At 72.6% G+C, this 16784-nt stretch carries 16 protein-coding genes and 1 riboswitch; of the genes, 10 read left to right on the top strand and 6 right to left on the bottom strand.

Annotation, left to right across the window (positions count from 1 at the left end; genetic code table 11):
- Positions 1-113 precede the first annotated feature (113 nt).
- Positions 114-659 carry an SAV_6107 family HEPN domain-containing protein gene (locus ADK54_RS24000; RefSeq protein WP_053727762.1) on the bottom strand — a complete coding sequence of 182 codons (546 nt, stop codon included), beginning with the start codon at positions 657-659 and terminating at the stop codon, positions 114-116.
- Positions 660-860: 201 nt separating this feature from the next.
- Here ADK54_RS24000 and ADK54_RS23995 point away from each other — a divergent pair, with 201 nt between their 5' ends.
- From ADK54_RS23995 to ADK54_RS23975, 5 genes are all read left to right on the top strand, one after another.
- Positions 861-1640, top strand: coding sequence for an ATP-binding cassette domain-containing protein (locus ADK54_RS23995; protein WP_053727761.1), 780 nt, complete (start codon positions 861-863; stop codon positions 1638-1640).
- A complete protein-coding gene (locus ADK54_RS23990; RefSeq protein ID WP_053727760.1) occupies positions 1612-3696 on the top strand; it encodes a YhgE/Pip domain-containing protein in 2085 nt (694 codons plus the stop codon). The genes ADK54_RS23995 and ADK54_RS23990 overlap by 29 nt, the downstream gene beginning before the upstream one ends.
- An 11-nt stretch (positions 3697-3707) precedes the next feature.
- Entirely contained in the window at positions 3708-4316 is a 609-nt protein-coding gene (locus ADK54_RS23985; protein WP_053727813.1) for a TetR/AcrR family transcriptional regulator, read from the top strand.
- Positions 4317-4628: 312 nt separating this feature from the next.
- The gene (locus tag ADK54_RS23980) at positions 4629-5246 is read left to right on the top strand and encodes a DUF4126 domain-containing protein (protein WP_053727759.1); all 618 of its coding nucleotides are present in this window, start codon (positions 4629-4631) and stop codon (positions 5244-5246) included.
- Positions 5247-5277: 31 nt separating this feature from the next.
- The gene (locus tag ADK54_RS23975) at positions 5278-6789 is read left to right on the top strand and encodes a phytoene desaturase family protein (protein ID WP_053727758.1); all 1512 of its coding nucleotides are present in this window, start codon (positions 5278-5280) and stop codon (positions 6787-6789) included.
- Between the two features lie 31 nt (positions 6790-6820).
- Here the strand turns inward: ADK54_RS23975 and ADK54_RS23970 are convergent, their stop codons facing one another.
- The 5 genes from ADK54_RS23970 to ADK54_RS23950 all read right to left on the bottom strand — a co-directional run bounded on the left by ADK54_RS23970 (position 6821) and on the right by ADK54_RS23950 (position 11419).
- On the bottom strand, positions 6821-7678 hold the full coding sequence (locus ADK54_RS23970) for a hypothetical protein (protein ID WP_053727757.1): 858 nt from the start codon (positions 7676-7678) through the stop codon (positions 6821-6823).
- Positions 7679-7738: 60 nt separating this feature from the next.
- Positions 7739-8656 carry a methylenetetrahydrofolate reductase [NAD(P)H] gene (gene metF, locus ADK54_RS23965; protein WP_053727756.1) on the bottom strand — a complete coding sequence of 306 codons (918 nt, stop codon included), beginning with the start codon at positions 8654-8656 and terminating at the stop codon, positions 7739-7741.
- A 160-nt stretch (positions 8657-8816) separates the two neighbouring features.
- The gene (gene thiE / locus ADK54_RS23960) at positions 8817-9467 is read right to left on the bottom strand and encodes a thiamine phosphate synthase (protein ID WP_053727755.1); all 651 of its coding nucleotides are present in this window, start codon (positions 9465-9467) and stop codon (positions 8817-8819) included.
- Between the two features lie 108 nt (positions 9468-9575).
- Positions 9576-9941 carry an Rv2175c family DNA-binding protein gene (locus ADK54_RS23955; protein WP_053727812.1) on the bottom strand — a complete coding sequence of 122 codons (366 nt, stop codon included), beginning with the start codon at positions 9939-9941 and terminating at the stop codon, positions 9576-9578.
- Positions 9942-10198: 257 nt separating this feature from the next.
- On the bottom strand, positions 10199-11419 hold the full coding sequence (locus ADK54_RS23950; RefSeq protein ID WP_053727754.1) for an FAD-dependent oxidoreductase: 1221 nt from the start codon (positions 11417-11419) through the stop codon (positions 10199-10201).
- Positions 11420-11538: 119 nt separating this feature from the next.
- Positions 11539-11650: riboswitch (TPP riboswitch) on the top strand.
- Here ADK54_RS23950 and thiO point away from each other — a divergent pair.
- The 5 genes from thiO (at position 11648) to ADK54_RS23925 (ending at position 16777) form a co-directional block, all read left to right on the top strand.
- The gene (thiO, locus tag ADK54_RS23945; protein ID WP_053727753.1) at positions 11648-12829 is read left to right on the top strand and encodes a glycine oxidase ThiO; all 1182 of its coding nucleotides are present in this window, start codon (positions 11648-11650) and stop codon (positions 12827-12829) included. (Overlaps the previous riboswitch by 3 nt.)
- Positions 12826-13026, top strand: a complete 201-nt coding sequence (thiS, locus tag ADK54_RS23940) for a sulfur carrier protein ThiS (protein ID WP_053727752.1) — start codon at positions 12826-12828, stop codon at positions 13024-13026. Before thiO ends, thiS begins: the two co-directional genes overlap by 4 nt.
- 3 nt (positions 13027-13029) lie before the next feature.
- Positions 13030-13824 (top strand): thiazole synthase, encoded by a 795-nt coding sequence (locus ADK54_RS23935; protein WP_053727751.1) that lies wholly within the window; start codon positions 13030-13032, stop codon positions 13822-13824.
- A 119-nt stretch (positions 13825-13943) separates the two neighbouring features.
- The gene (pknB, locus tag ADK54_RS23930; RefSeq protein ID WP_078966573.1) at positions 13944-15914 is read left to right on the top strand and encodes a Stk1 family PASTA domain-containing Ser/Thr kinase; all 1971 of its coding nucleotides are present in this window, start codon (positions 13944-13946) and stop codon (positions 15912-15914) included.
- 11 nt (positions 15915-15925) lie between these two features.
- The gene (locus ADK54_RS23925; RefSeq protein ID WP_053727749.1) at positions 15926-16777 is read left to right on the top strand and encodes a deoxyribonuclease IV; all 852 of its coding nucleotides are present in this window, start codon (positions 15926-15928) and stop codon (positions 16775-16777) included.
- Positions 16778-16784 lie beyond the last annotated feature (7 nt).

The raw sequence follows: 16784 nt of genomic DNA, 5'->3' as shown, positions 1-16784 counted from the left end.
CGACGCGTCCACCCTAATGGGAGGTGAAGCGGCGGCCCGTCATCCCTCGTTGCGTCCCCGGGCCGCTCCGGGCCGGCCGCGGGCCGACCGTGGCGGGGGCGGGCCGGGCGCCGTCAGCCGGCCCCCCGTTCCGGCTCCGCCTCCGGCTCGCGGGTCCTGGGCTGGGGCAGCACGGGCTGGAGGACGAGGAGCCGCTCGACCAGGCGCAGGAACATCGCCGCGTCGCGGAGCAGGTCGTCGGCGTCCCGGGTGGTGGCGGCGCCCTGGATACCGGCCTCGGCGCGAGCCCGCCGGTCCGCCCCCGAGGCGAACAGGGCGCTCCACTCGGTCAGTTCGGGCGCTATTTCCGGCAGCACTTCCCAGGCACTGCGGATCCGCTGCCTGCGGCGCGGGTTGGTCTCGGGCCGGCCGCGCGCGGCGAGGACGGCGGCCGCGGTGCGCAGGGCGGCCAGATGGGCCGTCGCGTACCGCTCGTTGGGGGCGTCGAGGACGGCCGCCTCGTCCAGGCCGCCGCGGGCCTGGGCGAGCAGGTCGAGCGCGGCGGGTGGCGCGCCGGCCCGGCGCAGTACGGGGTGGACGTCGTTCGGGGCGCCGTTCAGTGAGGGGGCAGGGCTGCTGGCGCGGCGCCGGGGTGCGGCTGCTGCGGGCGAGCTGGCCATGACGAACCTCCTGTCGTCGTGTGACGGCACAGTGGCCGTATGTGTCCATCGTGAGGCCCACCACTGACAATCGACCCGAATCACCCCCCGACCTGCCACTTTGCCTCGCATACAGGTTCGGGCTATCTTTTGTACTGACCAGTCAGTTCAAAGAATGCGGCCGGAGTTCCGGCCCGGGGGACGCGCAGAGCAGGGGGGAATGTGGACAGCCCGCACTCGGAAGTGACCGGCGCGGCGATCCGCGCCGAGGGCTTCGGGCTCAAGGGACCGCGCGGCTGGGCCTTCAGAGGGGTCGCCATCGACGCGGCCCCCGGCTCGCTCGTCGCGGTCGCGGGGCCCTCCGGTTCCGGCCGGACCTGCCTGCTGCTCGCCCTCACCGGCCGGATGAAGCCGGCCGAGGGCTGGGCGCGGGTGGCCGGCCATCAGCTGCCGCGCAAGATGGCCGCCGTGCGGCGGATCAGCGCGCTCGGCCATGTGCCCGGGGTCAGCGAGCTCGACCCGGCGTTCACCGTCGCCGAGCACCTGCGCGAGCGCGTGATGCTGCAGCGCCGCTACGACGGTTCGGTGCGGGCGCTGCTGCGCTCCCCCGCCCAGCGCAGGGCCGAGTCCCGCGCCCGGATCGACGAGGCGCTGGCTGCCGCGGGCCTCGACCTCGCCTCGCTGCCCAAGCGCGACCACACCTCCGTACGCGATCTCGAACGCCTTGAGGCGCTGCGGCTCACGGTCGCGCTCGCGCTGATCCAGCGGCCCCGGCTGCTCGCGGTCGACGACACCGACCTGAAGCTGTCGGACGCCGAACGGGCCGCCGCCTGGGCGCTGCTGCGCTCGGTCGCGGACGCCGGCACCACCGTGCTCGCGGTCTGCAGCGAGGCGCCCGCCGGGGCCGACATCACCGTAGTGACGACCGAAGCCGGCGCCGAGGACGGGGCCACGAGCGAGGAGGGGGCGGCGGATGCGTTCGCCACGACTGGCAGCGCTTGAGCTGAAGCGGTTCGGCAGGGGGAAGCTGCCGCGGGCCGCGCTGGTCGCGCTGCTCCTGCTGCCGCTGCTCTACGGCGCGCTCTACCTGTGCTCGTTCTGGGACCCCTACAGCCGCCTCGACCGGATTCCGGTGGCGCTCGTCAACGACGACGAGGGAGCCGACGCCGCCGGGCAGAAGCTCCACGTGGGTGACGACCTCAGCAAGAAGCTGCTCGACAGCAAGACCTTCGAGTGGCACGAGGTCAGCGGCGCGGAGGCGCGCAAGGGCCTGGAGAAGGGCACCTACTACCTGTCGCTGACGATGCCGGCCGACTTCAGCAAGAGGATCGCGTCCAGCTCCGGGGACACCCCCGAGACGGGCGCGCTCCAGGTGCGGACCAACGACGCGAACAACTACATCGTGGGGTCGATCTCCAAGACGGTGTTCTCCGAGGTCCGCGCCGCCGCCTCCAGCAAGGCCTCGCGGTCCTTCCTCGACAAGATCTTCATCTCGTTCGGCGATCTCCACGACGCCACCGAGAAGGCCGCCAAGGGCGCGGGCGACCTCAAGGACGGGCTCGGCAAGGCCAAGGACGGCTCCAAGAATCTGGCCGACGGGCTCGACGACGCCAAGGACGGCAGCGGCAAGCTGGCCGGCGGCATCACCAAGCTCGACACGGCCGCGGGCACCCTGGCGAGCGGCGCCCAGCAGGTCGCCGACGGCACCCAGCGGATCGCGGACGAGGCCAACGGAGCGGCCGGCAAGGCGCGGCCGTACCTCAAGGACAACGGCAAGACCGTCGGGGACTCCGCCAAGCTCCTCGCCGACTCGATCCCGCCGGTGCGCGACAACCTCAAGAAGATCATCGACCTCGCCCCCGAGGCGGCGACCGGCACCCGCAAGGCCTCCCAGGACGTCAACGCGGTCTACCAGCAGCTCTGCGTGGACAAGTCCACCGAGGGACAGGTGTGCCCGACGCTGGACAGGGCCAAGAAGGCGACGGCCACCGCCGCGACCCTTACCGCGGACGTCAACAACCTCGTCAAGGACCAGGGCGGCGACTTCAAGAAGCTCGACAAGAGCCTCGAAGACCTCCAGACCAAGGCCAAGGACCTGGCCGCGAAGGCGCCGCAGCTCTCCACCGACCTGGAGACGAAGGTCGCCGACATCAACAAGCTCAACAAGGGCGCGCACGACGTCGCCAAGGGCGCGGCCGGCATCCACGCCGGTCTGGGCAGCGCCAAGACGGGTTCCACCGACCTCGACACGGGCGTCGGCAAGCTGAAGAAGGGCGCGAGCGCCCTGGACGGCGGGATCGTCAAGCTCTCCGACGGCTCCGTGCAGTTGGCGACCGGCCTGCACGACGGCGTCGGCAAGATCCCCGACTACGACAAGCAGCAGCGCGACCAGCGCACCGACGTGATGGCCGACCCGGTCAAGCTGGCCTCGCAGGCGATGCACAAGGCGCCCAACTACGGCACCGGGTTCGCCCCGTACTTCATCCCGCTCTCCCTGTGGGTGGGCGCGATGGTCGCGTACATGCTGATCCAGCCGCTCAACCGGCGCGCCCTGGCCGCCGGGGCCTCGGCCTGGCGGATCGCGTTCGCGGGCTGGCTGCCGGTGGCGGCCGTCGGGGTGCTCCAGATCGCCGCGCTGATGTCGGTGCTGCACTTCGGGCTCGGGCTCGAAATGCAGCGGACGGCCGGCACGCTGGGCTATCTGGCTCTGACCTCCTGCTGCTTCGCCGCGATCGTGCAGTGGCTCAACGCCAAGTTCGGGGCGGCCGGGCGCATCCTGGTGCTCGCCGTCCTGATGCTCCAGCTGACCTCGGCGGGCGGCACCTACCCCGTCCAGACGAGCCCGGCGTTCTTCAACGCCGTCCACCCCTACCTGCCCATGAGTTACGTCGTGGACGGGCTGCGCAGGCTGATCACCGGCGGCGACCTGGGCGTGGTGTGGCAGGGCTGTGCGGTCCTGGCGGCCTTCACCGTGGGCGCCCTCGCGCTGACGGCACTGTCCGCCCGGCAGAAGCAGGTGTGGTCGCTCGACCGGCTGCACCCCGAGCTGAGCCTGTGAGAATCGACGCCATGGACAGCAGCAGCACCAGACGGCAGGCGACCCGGCAGAAGCTCTACGAGGCCGCCGTGACGCTCATCGCCGAACAGGGGTTCTCGGCCACCACGGTCGACGAGATCGCCGAGCGGGCCGGCGTCGCCAAGGGCACGGTCTACTACAACTTCAAGAGCAAGACCGAGCTGTTCGAGGAGCTGCTGCGGCACGGCGTGGGCCTGCTGACCGCGTCTTTGCAGGCGGCCGCGGACGAAACCGCCGGGCGGGGTGGAACCAAGGTCGAGGCGCTTGACGCGATGATCCGGGCCGGCCTGGACTTCATCCACCGCTACCCGGCCTTCACCCAGCTGTACGTCGCCGAGCTGTGGCGCACCAACCGTGCCTGGCAGTCGACGCTCCTGGTGGTGCGCCGGGAGGCGGTGGCCGTCGTCGAGACGGTGCTTCGGGACGCGGTGGCGGCGGGCGAGCTGAGCGAGGAGATCGACATCCCGCTCACGGCGGCGGCCCTGGTCGGCATGGTGCTCGTGGCCGCGCTGGACTGGCAGGCCTTCCAGAGCGAGCGCTCCCTGGACGACGTCCACGCGGCGCTGTCAAGGCTGTTGCACGGCAGAGTCAGCGGCCGTTAGCCCCTGACCCCGGACACGGAAATACGCCGGGCCGGTGCGGTTCAATCCCCCATGAACCGCACCGGCCCGGCGTTTCCCCCGAACGTCCCCCCGGGTCTCCCCCGTACCCCGTTGCGTCCAGGGAGCCGCGCCGGTTCCGCCGCCCCGTGTCGGCGGTGCCGGCGCCGCGCCCCTTCCGTGGTCTCCACCTTCCCGTCCGCGCAGGTGGGAGCCCATCCGTGCAGGTACTCATCTCACCTCCTAGGTACGGATACTCAGACGTCCGTGCTCAACCCCAGTCGTGAACGGCCGGATCTGGTTAACATCGCGACCGTGTCCGTACTCCCCCTCGTGTTCACCAGCGGCTGGGCGAGCGGGGTCAACGCGTACGCGGTGGTCCTGCTGCTCGGCATCTTCGGCGCCACCGGCCTCACCGACGACGTGCCCGACGCGCTCCAGCGTCCCGACGTCCTGATCGCCGCCGGCGTCCTGTTCCTCTGCGAGGCGGTCGCGGACAAGATCCCGTACGTCGACTCGGTCTGGGACTCCGTGCACACGGTGATCCGGCCGATCGCGGGCGCGGTCGTCGGGGCGCTCCTTGCCGGGCAGAACGGTTCGCTGCCGGATCTCGCGGCGGGCGCGGTGGGCGGTTCGACGGCGCTGATGAGCCATCTGGTCAAGGCCGGAACGCGGATGGCGGTGAACACCTCGCCCGAGCCGTTCAGCAACATCGCGCTGAGCACGGCGGAGGACCTGGGCGTCGCCGGGATCATAAGTTTCGCGATCTTCCATCCGCTCGCGGCGGCCGTGATCGCGGGCACGCTGCTGGTGCTCGGCATCGTGATACTGGTCGTGCTGTGGCGCAAGATCCGCCGTTTCCGGCGGCGCAGGGCGCAGCGCCGGGAGGAGAAGCGGCTGGCCGCGGCGGGGGTCCACGAGCCGCCGGACTGAGTTGTCAGTGGCGGCGGATACAGTCGCAGACATGGCACGGATTGCGGTGATCGGCGCTGGTGTGGGCGCCATGGCGGCTGCTGCCCGGCTGGCCGTGGCAGGCCACCGGGTGACGGTGTACGAGCGCTCGTCGACGTACGGCGGCGCACTGGGGCGGTTCGAGCGGGACGGGTTCGTCTTCGACACCGGCCCCGGTCTGCTGCGGCTGCCCGCCGTCTACCGCGACCTGTTCGTGAAGACCGGCAAGGAGCCCCTGGAGAGCCGCGTGGAGCTCGCCCCGGTCGACCCCGCCTCGCGCCATCTCTTCGCCGACGGTACGCAGGTGTCGCTGCCCAACGCCTCGCGCGCGGGCGTGATGTCGGCCCTCGACGCGGCTCTGGGGGCGGGCGCGGGCGAGCGCTGGGGCGCGTTTCTGATCCGGGCCAGGGAGGCCTGGGACCGCACGCGCCGACCGCTGTTGGAGGAGCCCTTGTGGCCCAACTGGCAGGTCCTCGCCCGCGAGCCGTACCCCGCGCCGAAGCAGCGCCGGCTGCTCCGCGCACCCCGGCAGGCGGCCACCCTGGGCGAGGTCGCCGCGTGGGAGCTGGGCGGCGGGCACCTGGGCGCGCTCCTGGAGAACTACGCCCTGGAGTACGGCCTGGACCCGAGCACGGCCCCCGCCTCGGCGGCGGTGCTGCCGTACATGGAGCAGACCTTCGGCAGTTGGTACGTCCGCGGTGGCATGCGGGAGCTGGCGCGCGCGGTGTACGAGCGCTGTCTGGCGAGGAAGGTCGAGTTCGTCTTCGACGCCGAGGTGACGCGGGTCAACGAGAAGGACGGCAGGGCGGCCGGCGTCGAGCTGGCCGACGGCACGGCCGTGGAGGCGGACCACGTGGTGTGCGGCGCGGACCCGCGCGGTCTCGAACGGATGCTGCCCGGCCGGGAGTTGTGGGCGCCCGGCACGGTCCGGCCCGCCGCCACGGCCCGGCCGAGCCGCTTCACGGTGCTGCTCGCACTGCGCGGCGCCCGCCCCTCGGACGCCGCGCACCGCACGGTGGTGCACTCCCCCAGTGCCACGGCCGAGGCGCGCACGGCCTTCGCGGGAACGCACAACGCACCGCCTACGGTCACGGTGCTGCGGCCCGACGATCCGGCGGTGCGGCCCGACGACGGCCACGAGGCGGTGACGCTGACGGCGACGGTCGCGCCCGACGGCCCGGTCGACTGGACGGACGAGGCGCTGGTCCAGCGGTACGCCGACGAGCTGATCACGGCCGCCGCGCGGGCCGTGCCCGAGCTGCGGGAGCGGCTGCTGTGGCACGAGTCCCGCACCCCGGTCCACATAGCGGAGGCAACCGGCGCCGGGGGCGGTTCGGTGCCCGCGCCCTCACTGGCCGCGGCCGAGGCCGCGCTCCTGCACCCGTCCAACACCACCGCTCTGCCGGGCCTCTATCTGGCGGGCGGTTGGGCGCACCCCGGCGGCGGGCTCGCGCACGCCGGGATGTCGGGCGCGCTGGTGACCGGGCTGATCGTGGAGGGGGACGACTTCCGGGGCTCGCAGTGAGCCCCGGCCGGGGACCCGGCCCGGGGATCGGTCAGTAGCGGTAGGGCTGCTGCTCGGGGTGGTGCGGCTGGTCCGGGTGGTTCGGGTCGTACGGCTGCTGCGGCTGCTGGACCTGCTGCTGCTCGTACGGGATGTACTCGCCGTCGCGCTGTTGCGGCACCCAGACACCGCCGGGCGGGGTGTCCGTCGCGTACTGGGCGGTGAGCGGGTCGGGGTAGGACTGCTGGCCGCCGAAGCTGTCGTAGCCGCTGTACGTGCCGTATGCCTGGCCGCCGTTGCCGATGTACGGGTCCGAGTAGGCGGCGTACTGCTGCTGCCCGGCGCCCGCGTCGTCGTACTGCGGGGCGTAGGGGTCGGCGTAGGGCTGCTGCGGGTCGTACGCGCCGTACTGGGGCTGTGCCTCGGGCTGCTGGGCGGGGGTGTAGATGCCGTACTGGCCGGTCTCGTCGGGCATCGGCTGCGGCTCGTAGACCGAGTCGGCGTGGGCCGAATCGGCGTGCGGCGGCTCGCCGTTCGCGTCCGGGGAGCCGACGGCGGCCGCGTCCTCGTACTGGAGGTCGGAGACTTCGAGTACGGGTTCCGCGGCGGGGGCGCTCTTGCCGCGGCTCGCCCTGCGGCGGCGGCTCGCGCCCGGCCTGCCGCCGAGCGCCCAGCCGGTGGAGAAGCCGCGCCGGAAGGAGAGCGTGACGTACACCTGGCCAACGGCGAAGGCGATCGCGCCCAGGATGATCACGAAGACGGACGGGATGAGGACGCCGAGGACCACGCCCACGAATCCGGTGAAGGCGAGCAACCGCCAGCGCAGCCGCGCCTTGTACTGCAGCAGCACCTCGCCGAGCAGCCACAGTGCGACGATTCCGAACGCGATGTAGAGGACCGTCCAGCCCATGTACGCCCCTCATTCTCCTGTCCCGGGTGCAGCTGTCCCCTGACCCGGGCCGGTTTTCGGCTACGCCTGCTGGTGCAGGCCGAGATTCTCGTAGATTTCGAGCGTCGCCGTGGAGTTGTTGAGGGTAATGAAGTGCAACCCGGGTACGCCATCGGCGAGCAGCCGTGAGCAGAACTCCGTGGCGAACTCGATGCCAATGGAGCGTACAGCGGCCGGATCGTCCTTGACGGCAAGCATCCGGTCCCGCAGGTCCTCCGGGAAGGCCGCGGTGCTGAGTTGGGGCAGTCGTTCCAGCTGCTTCACGCTGGTCACGGGCATGACCTCGGGGATGATCGGGGTCTCGCAGCCAGCCGCCGAGACCCGGTCGCGCAGCCGCGAATAGTTCTCGGGCTCGAAGAACATCTGGGTGATGGCATAGTCGGCGCCCGCGCGGCACTTGTCCACGAAGTGCCGGATGTCGGAATCCCAGTCCACGGAGCGGGGGTGCATCTCCGGGAAGGCCGCGACGCCGACGCAGAAGTCGCCCGACTCCCGGATGAGCGCGACGAGTTCGGCCGCGTAGGTCACACCCTGGGGGTGCTTGACCCACTCGCCCATGGGGTCGCCCTTCGGGTCGCCGCGCACCGCGAGGATGTTGCGGATCCCGGCGTCGGCGTACTGGCCCACCGTGTGGCGCAGCTCGGCGACCGAGTGGCCGACGGCGGTGAGGTGGGCGACCGGGGTGAGGGTGGTGTCCTCGGTGATCTGCTGGGTGGCCTCGACGGTTCCGGTACGGGTGGTGCCGCCGGCCCCGTACGTCACGGAGACGAAGTCGGGGGCGACCGCTTCGACCCGGCGCAGCGCGTTCCAGAGGTTCCGCTCGCCCTTCTCGGTTTTGGGCGCGTAGAACTCGAAGGAGTACGTGGTCTCGCCGGTCGCGAGCATGTCGCGCACGGTTCGCGCGCGATCAGTCCTGGTGGAAGCTGTGCCAAGGGCCATACTCGCAGGTTAGCCACGGGTGCCTTGACCCCCAACCAAACGGGGGTTAATTGTCTCGATTGCCGGACTTCTGTCCACCCCTCGGACAGCGGACTCCTCGCCCGGGGTTTTTGATCACGGTTGACACCCCCGGTGACCAGCGCCGTTGACCGGCCCCGAGCTACGCGAGCCGCTCCCGGACCCGCTTGGCGAGGTCGGCGGTGGCCGCGGCCGGGTCGGCGGCCTCGGTGATCGCCCGTACGACGACGACGCGGTCCGCGCCCGCGTCCAGGACCTCGTCCAGGTTGCCCGCGTCGATCCCGCCGATCGCGAACCACGGCCGGTCGGTGCCGAGCGAGGCGGTGTACCGCACCAGGTCGAGACCCGGCGCGTACCGGCCCGGCTTGGTGGGGGTGGGCCAGCAGGGGCCCGTGCAGAAGTAGTCCACGCCCGGCTCGGCGGCGGCCGCGGCGGCCTCCTCGTTCGCGTGCGTGGAGCGGCCGATCAGCACCGTCCGGCCCAGGATCGCCCGGGCGGCGGGCACCGGCAGGTCGCCCTGGCCCAGGTGCAGCACGTCGGCGCCGACGGCGTGCGCCACGTCGGCCCGGTCGTTGACCGCGAGCAGCTTGCCGTGCCGGCGGCAGGCGTCCGCGAAGACGGCCAGGTGCTCCAGCTCTTCGGCGGCCTCCATGCCCTTGTCCCGCAGCTGCACGATGTCCACGCCCGAAGCAAGGACGGCGTCCAGGAACTCGGGCAGATCACCCTGGCGCTTACGGGCGTCGGTGCACAGGTAGAGGCGGGCGTCGGCGAGCTGCTCACGGGCCGTGGGCATGGAAGGTCCCCCGTTGTGTTCGTCTTCGGCCGGGCCGCGCGGTGTACGGGCCGGGTGGACCGGACCGTACACCGCGGGCTTGTCGGCGCTGTCGGGTGGGCTCTCGGCTCAGAGGGCGAGCGCCTGGGCGCGGCGCTTCACCTCCGTGCCGCGATTCTCACTGAGGGCCTGCGCGGGGGTGCCGGGCAGGCTCGGGTCGGGAGTGAAGAGCCACTCCAGCATCTCCTCGTCGGAGAAGCCGTCGTCCCTCAGCAGCGTCAGCGTCCCGACCAGGCCCTTCACCACCTTGTCGGTGTCGATGAAGGCGGCGGGCACCTGCAGCGCCCTGTTCTCACCGCGGCGTACGGCGATGAGCTGGCCCTCCTTGACCAGCTGCCGTACGCGCGTCACCTCCACGTCCAGCATCTCCGCGATGTCGGGGAGGTAGAGCCAGGCGGGGACGAGAGCATCAATCTTTGCGTCAATCTCGGTCACGGTCACAAGCGTGCCACCTCGCACTGACACTCGGTACCGGGGTGGTCCCTCGGGGGCTGTGCCCCGGCCCCCTCCGGGGCGTGTCATGGGGGCTCCGCGCCCCCTCCGACCCCCTTCTCCTCAAACGCCGGAGGGGCTGGATTTGAATTCGGCTGCGGGTCGTTCGTGGCTGGTCGCGCAGTTCCCCGCGCCCCTGAAAGGCTTGGCTGATCAGGGCCGTATCGCGTCCCTCAGGGGCACCCAGCTGAGCCGGATCGCTAGCGCACCGCCGATTTCAGCGGCACCGACGGGTCCGCCGTCTTCGTCGGGTCGAGGGGCAGCGCCGATTCGATGAGTTTGCGGCCCTGGGCCAGGTCCCTTGGGCGGCCCACTGCCAGTACCGCCACCAACGCCCCGTCCCTGAGCCAGCAGACCGACCACGGGGCCGAGGACGGGTCGCCGCGCCAGACCACGTCGTCCGCGTCCGTGTGGTGGCCCGCGTACTGGACGAAGCGGCCGAACTGCTCGGACCAGAAGTACGGGACCGGGTCGTAGTCGACGGCGGCCTCGCCCACGATGTCGGCGGCCACCGTGCGCGGGCCCTGGAGCGCGTTGTCCCAGTGGTGGACCAGCAGGCGTTCGCCGAAGCGGGCCGAGGGGAACGAGGCGCAGTCGCCGACCGCGTACACGTCGGGGAGCGAGGTGCGCAGGCGGGCGTCCGCGGTGATCGCGCCCTCGGGGCCGAGCGCGATGTCCGAGCCGGTCAGCCAGCCGGTCGCGGGGCGGGCGCCGATGCCGATGACCACGGCGTCGGCGGGCAGCCGGCGGCCGTCGGCGAGCAGCACCTCGCCCGGCACGACCGCCTGGACCCGGGCGCCGGTGAGGAGTTCGGCGCCGGATTCGGCGTACCAGCCGGCCATCGGGGCGGCGACCTCGGCGGGGAGCACCCCGGCCAGCGGGCGGTCGGCGGCCTCCACGACGGTGACCTCGCAGCCCGCGTCGCGCGCGGCGGTGGCGAACTCCGCGCCGATCCACCCGGCGCCCACCACCACGATCCGGTGCCGCTGGTCGAGGACCGGGCGAAGGCGCCGCGCGTCGTCGAGGGTGCGCAGCAGGTGGACGCCGGGCACTCCCCCGCTGCCGGGCAGGGTGAGCGGTTCGGCGCCGGTGGCGATGACCAGGGTGTCGTAGCCGACCTCGCCCGCCTCGGTGACCACCACGTGCTCGGCGGGCCGCACCCCGGTGACTTCGAGGCCCAGGCGCAGGTCGACGCCGAGTGCTTCGAAGTCCACCTCGAAGGCCGAGCCCTCGGCCTTGCCGAGCAGGACCGCCTTGGACAGCGGGGGCCGGTCGTAGGGCTGGTGGGGTTCGGCGCCGATGAGGGTGATGGCTCCGGCGAAGCCCTGTTCGCGCAGGGCCACCGCGGTCTGCACGCCGGCCATGCCCGCGCCGACGACGACCACGTGCCGCGCTTCGGAATGCGTCTGCTGTTCGCTCACCCGATCACCATAAACAGCTGACTATTCGTCAGGTAAGGGGTCCGGTCAACGCGGACGCCCCTGGGTCGCCCGGACGCTCCCTTACTCGGGGCCGGAGGCTCGGGCTATGGTGGCAGGCGTAAAGCACTCGCGGGAGCCCGGACGCACCGGGCTGAGAGGGAGGCTGGCGGCCTCCGACCGTACGAACCTGATCCGGGTCATGCCGGCGAAGGGAGGGGCTGGACGCCCATGCGTTCTTCACACAACGGGTCCGGGAACGGGTCCGACGTCCTCGTGGTCGGGGGCGGCATCATCGGGCTCGTCACCGCCTGGCGGGCCGCCCAGCGCGGCCTCGGTGTCGTGCTCGCCGACCCCGAGCCGGGCGGCGGCGCCGCCCAGGTCGCGGCCGGGATGCTCGCCGCCGTCACCGAACTCCACTACGGCGAGCAGACCCTGCTCGCCCTCAACGTCGAGTCCGCCCGCCGCTACCCGGCCTTCGCGGCCGAGCTGACGGAGGTCACCGGCCTCGACACCGGCTACCGCGCCTGCGGCACCCTGGCCGTGGCGCTCGACTCCGACGACCGCGCCCACCTGCGTGACCTGCACGCGCTCCAGGTCCGCTGCGGCCTGGAGTCCGAGTGGCTGTCCGGGCGCGACTGCCGCCGCCTTGAGCCCATGCTGGCGCCCGGCGTGCGCGGCGGCCTCCGGGTCGACGGCGACCACCAGATCGACCCGAGAAGGCTGGCGAAGGCGCTGGTCAGCGCGTGCACACAGGCCGGGGTGCGGTTCGCGCACGGCTGGGTCGAGCGGCTTTCCGTCGTACGGGAGCGGGCCGCCGGAGTCGTCCTGGCGGACGGCACCGAGCTCGCCGCCGACCAGGTCGTACTCGCCGCGGGCAGCCTCAGCGGCCGCCTCGCGGGCGTTCCGGAAGAGCTCCTGCCTCCCGTACGTCCCGTGAAGGGCCAGGTCCTGCGGCTGACCGTGCCGCCCGCCTACGCGCCCTTCCTGTCCCGGACCGTGCGGGCGGTGGTGCGGGGCAGCGAGGTCTATCTCGTACCGCGCGAGAACGGCGAGCTCGTCGTCGGCGCCACCAGCGAGGAGCTCGGCTGGGACACGACGGTCACCGCGGGCGGGGTCTACGAACTGCTGCGGGACGCCCACGAGTTGGTGCCCGGGATCACCGAGCTGCCACTCACCGAGACCCGGGCCGGGCTGCGCCCCGCCTCCCCCGACAACGCGCCCCTGCTCGGCCCGACCGCGCTGCCAGGGCTGCTGCTCGCGACCGGCCACTACCGCAACGGCGTGCTGCTCACCGCGGTCACCGGCGATGTCATGGCGCACGTCCTGACCACCGGTGAACTGCCCGACGAGGCACGCCCGTTCACCCCCCGACGCTTCACCTCCGCACCTTGGGAGCTGACGACCGCATGACCATCTCCGTCAACGGCGAGCCCCGCGCGCTCGCCTCCGGGACCACCCTCGACGCCCTCGTCGCCACCCTCACCCCGTCCCGCTCCGGGGTCGCCGCCGCCGTCAACGAGGCGGTCGTGCCGCGCAGCGCCTGGCCCACCACCACGCTCGGCGACGGCGACCGCGTCGAGGTCCTCACCGCCGTGCAGGGGGGCTGACCCATGGCCGACGACCTGCTGACCATCGCCGACACCACCTTCGGCTCCCGCCTGATCATGGGCACCGGCGGGGCGCCCAGCCTCGACACGCTGGAGCGGGCGCTCGCCGTCTCCGGCACCGAGCTCACCACCGTCGCGATGCGCCGCCTCGACCCGACCGTGCAGGGCTCGGTCCTGTCCGTCCTTGACCGGCTCGGCATCCGGGTGCTGCCCAACACCGCGGGCTGCTTCACCGCGGGCGAGGCCGTCCTTACCGCGCGGCTCGCCCGCGAGGCGCTCGGCACGCACTGGGTGAAGCTGGAGGTGGTCGCCGACGAGCGCACCCTGCTGCCCGACCCGATCGAACTGCTCGACGCCGCCGAGGTGTTGGTCGACGACGGGTTCACCGTGCTGCCCTACACCAACGACGACCCGGTCCTCGCGCACAAGCTGGAGGACGTCGGGTGCGCGGCGATCATGCCGCTCGGCTCCCCCATCGGCTCCGGCCTCGGCATCCGCAACCCGCACAACTTCGAGCTGATCGTGGACCGGGCGAGCGTCCCGGTGATCCTCGACGCGGGCGCGGGCACCGCCTCCGACGCGGCGCTCGCGATGGAGCTCGGCTGCTCGGCGGTGCTGCTGGCCTCGGCGGTGACGCGGGCCCAGGAGCCGGTCCTGATGGCGGAGGCGATGCGGCACGCGGTGGAGGCGGGCCGCCTGGCCCACCGCGCGGGCCGCATCCCGCGCCGCCACTTCGCCGAGGCGTCCTCGACGATGGCGGGCCGGGCCGCGCTCGACCCCGAGCGCCCCGCGTTCTAGCCCCACCTGGCCTTTCCCGGCCCTTTCCGGTCGGGTCCGCGTCACAGCTCGGCTTCAGTCCGGCCCCCGCAACGCCCGCGGCGTGAAGGGGGCCGGACGGCGCTCGTAAACTCTCCCCCGTGGATACGACCCTTCATGACCCCCTCGTCGGGCAGGTGCTCGACGGCCGCTACCGCGTCGACGCGCGCATCGCCGTCGGCGGTATGGCCACGGTCTACCGGGCCGTCGACACCCGCCTCGACCGCGTGCTCGCCCTCAAGGTGATGCACCCGAGCCTCGCCGCGGACGCCTCCTTCGTGGAGCGCTTCATCCGCGAGGCCAAGTCGGTGGCCCGGCTCGCGCACCCCAATGTGGTCGGCGTCTTCGACCAGGGCGCGCAGGACCAGTACGTCTACCTCGCGATGGAGTACGTCGCGGGCTGCACCCTGCGCGACGTGCTGCGCGAGCGCGGCGCGCTCCAGCCGCGCGCGGCCCTCGACATCCTGGAGCCCGTGCTCGCGGCCCTCGGCGCCGCCCACCGGGCCGGTTTCGTCCACCGGGACATGAAGCCCGAGAACGTCCTGATCGGGGACGACGGCCGGGTCAAGGTCGCCGACTTCGGCCTGGTCAGGGCCGTGGACTCGGTGACCAGCACCACCGGCTCGATCCTCGGCACCGTCTCCTACCTGGCCCCCGAGCAGATCGAGCACGGCACCGCGGACACCCGCGCCGACGTGTACGCGTGCGGTGTCGTCCTGTACGAGATGCTCACCGGCGCCAAGCCGCACCACGGGGACACCCCCGCCCAGATCCTGTACGCCCACCTCCACGAGGGCGTGCCCGCACCGTCCGCGGCCGTGCCCGGCCTCGCCCTGGAGCTGGACGAGCTGGTCGCCTCGGCGACCGCCCGCAACCCCGACGTCCGCCCGCACGACGCGGTGGCCCTGCTCGCGCAGACCCGTACCGCCCGCGCGGCCCTCGGCGAAGAGCAGCTGGACGCGGTCCCGCCGGGCGCGCGCTCCGCGGCCGGGCAGAGCGGCGCCGACGACCGTACGAGCGTGATCCCGCGGGCCCTGACGACGCCGGTCACCCCGGCGGCCGGGCCGATGCCCGCGGAGTCCGTCCGCGACGAGCCCGTCAACCGCACCAGCCGGCTGATCATGCCGCAGCGCATCGAGGACGAGCCGGAGCCTGCGCCCCGCAGGCAGCGCAGCCGGGTCAACAACCGGCGCGGCCTGATCGCCGTCGTGGCCGCGCTGCTGCTGATCCTCGGGGTCGGCGCGGGCGTCTGGTACATCAACTCCGGCCAGTTCACCCGGGTCCCGGCCCTCATCGGGCAGAGCGAGGACGCGGCGAAGAAGAAGCTGTCGGGTGCCGGACTCGGCGTCAAGAAGGTGGACCGGCAGTTCAGCGACACCGTCGAGCGGGGCCAGGTCGTCTCGACCGACCCGGCCACCGGCGCCCGCATCCGCGGCAACGGCTCGGTGACCCTGGTCGTCTCGCGCGGCCCCGAGACGGCGCAGGTGCCCAAGCTGGACGGGATGCCGCTCGACCAGGCGAAGAGCGAGCTGCAGAAGGCGGGCTTCGCGCCCGGTGACACCTCCAGCGAGTTCAACGAGAGCGTCCCGCAGGGCTCGGTGATCCGTACCGACCCGGCCGCGGGCGTCAAGCGCCACACGGACACCGGCGTCTCGATGGTCGTCAGCAAGGGCGCACCCGTCGACGTGCCCGGCGTGGTCGGCGACTCGGTGGCCGATGCCACCGCCGCCCTCCAGAACGCCGGGCTCCAGGTCACCGTCGCGCCCGACCAGGTCAACTCGGTGCAGGACGCGGGCAAGATCGCGGCCCAGTCGGCCGCCGAGCACGCCCAGCTCGCCAAGGGCGACAGCGTCACGCTGACCGTGTCCAAGGGCCCCCGGATGATCCCCGTGCCCCAGGTGACCGGCCAGAAGGCCGCCGACGCCCAGAAGAGCCTGGAAGCCGCCGGCTTCAAGGTGAAGGTCGACCGCGGCTTCCCGTTCCTCAGCGACGAGGTGTCGGGCCAGTCCGTCGCCGCCGGGGTCCAGGCGCCGGAGGGCTCCACCATCACCATCACCACCAAGGGACTGTAGGTAGTCACCCCATGCGCAACCCCATCGGCGGCCACGTCCCCGTGGCCGGCGGCCTCGCCACGACCGGGCTCTCCTACGCGCGCGAGATCGGCGCCGAGACCGTGCAGGTCTTCGCCGCCAACCCGCGCGGCTGGGCAACCCCCACCGGGAACCCGGCCCAGGACGAGAAGTTCCGGGCCGAGTGCGCCGAGGCCTCGATCCCGGCGTACGTCCATGCCCCGTACCTGATCAACTTCGGTTCGAGCACCGAGGCGACGGTGGAGAAGTCGGCGGATTCGCTGCGGCACTCGCTGCGCCGGGGCCGTGAGATCGGCGCGCTCGGCGTGGTCGTGCACACCGGCTCGGCGACCGGCGGACGCCCGCGCGAGGAGGCTCTGGCGCAGGTCCGTACGCATCTGCTGCCGCTGCTCGACGAACTGACCCACGACGACGACCCGTTCCTGCTCCTGGAGTCGACGGCCGGGCAGGGCGCCTCACTGTGCTCGCGCACCTGGGACTTCGGCCCCTACTTCGAGGCCCTGGACGCCCACCCCAAGCTGGGCGTCTGCCTCGACACCTGCCACATCTACGCGGCCGGGCACGACCTGGCCGGGCCGGACGGCATGCGGCAGACCCTGGATCTGCTGGTGGAGACCGTCGGCGAGGGGCGGCTCAAGCTGATCCACGCCAATGACTCCAAGGACGTGGCCGGTGCGCACAAGGACCGCCACGAGAACATCGGCTCCGGACACATCGGCGAGGAGCCGTTCCGCGAGTTGCTCGCGCACCCGGCGACCGAGGGCGTACCGCTGGTCATCGAGACCCCGGGCGGCAAGGAGGGGCACGCGGCGGACGTGGCCCTGCTGAAGTCACTGCGGGTCTAGCGCCCCA

The sequence above is a fragment of the Streptomyces sp. WM6378 genome, from assembly GCF_001279695.1.
GTDB lineage: Bacteria > Actinomycetota > Actinomycetes > Streptomycetales > Streptomycetaceae > Streptomyces.
The sequence above is the reverse complement of the archived record's forward strand: the minus strand, read 5'-3'. Positions and strand labels throughout refer to the sequence as shown.

Coding starts and splice junctions, on each gene's coding strand:
- ADK54_RS24000 (WP_053727762.1), bottom strand. CDS start 659: ATGGCCAGCTCGCCCGCAGCAGCCGCACCCCGGCGCCGCGCCAGCAGC.
- ADK54_RS23990 (WP_053727760.1), top strand. CDS start 1,612: ATGCGTTCGCCACGACTGGCAGCGCTTGAGCTGAAGCGGTTCGGCAGG.
- metF (WP_053727756.1), bottom strand. CDS start 8,656: ATGGCCCTTGGCACAGCTTCCACCAGGACTGATCGCGCGCGAACCGTG.
- thiS (WP_053727752.1), top strand. CDS start 12,826: ATGACCATCTCCGTCAACGGCGAGCCCCGCGCGCTCGCCTCCGGGACC.
- ADK54_RS23975 (WP_053727758.1), top strand. CDS start 5,278: ATGGCACGGATTGCGGTGATCGGCGCTGGTGTGGGCGCCATGGCGGCT.
- ADK54_RS23925 (WP_053727749.1), top strand. CDS start 15,926: ATGCGCAACCCCATCGGCGGCCACGTCCCCGTGGCCGGCGGCCTCGCC.
- ADK54_RS23970 (WP_053727757.1), bottom strand. CDS start 7,678: ATGGGCTGGACGGTCCTCTACATCGCGTTCGGAATCGTCGCACTGTGG.
- ADK54_RS23935 (WP_053727751.1), top strand. CDS start 13,030: ATGGCCGACGACCTGCTGACCATCGCCGACACCACCTTCGGCTCCCGC.
- thiE (WP_053727755.1), bottom strand. CDS start 9,467: ATGCCCACGGCCCGTGAGCAGCTCGCCGACGCCCGCCTCTACCTGTGC.
- thiO (WP_053727753.1), top strand. CDS start 11,648: ATGCGTTCTTCACACAACGGGTCCGGGAACGGGTCCGACGTCCTCGTG.
- ADK54_RS23985 (WP_053727813.1), top strand. CDS start 3,708: ATGGACAGCAGCAGCACCAGACGGCAGGCGACCCGGCAGAAGCTCTAC.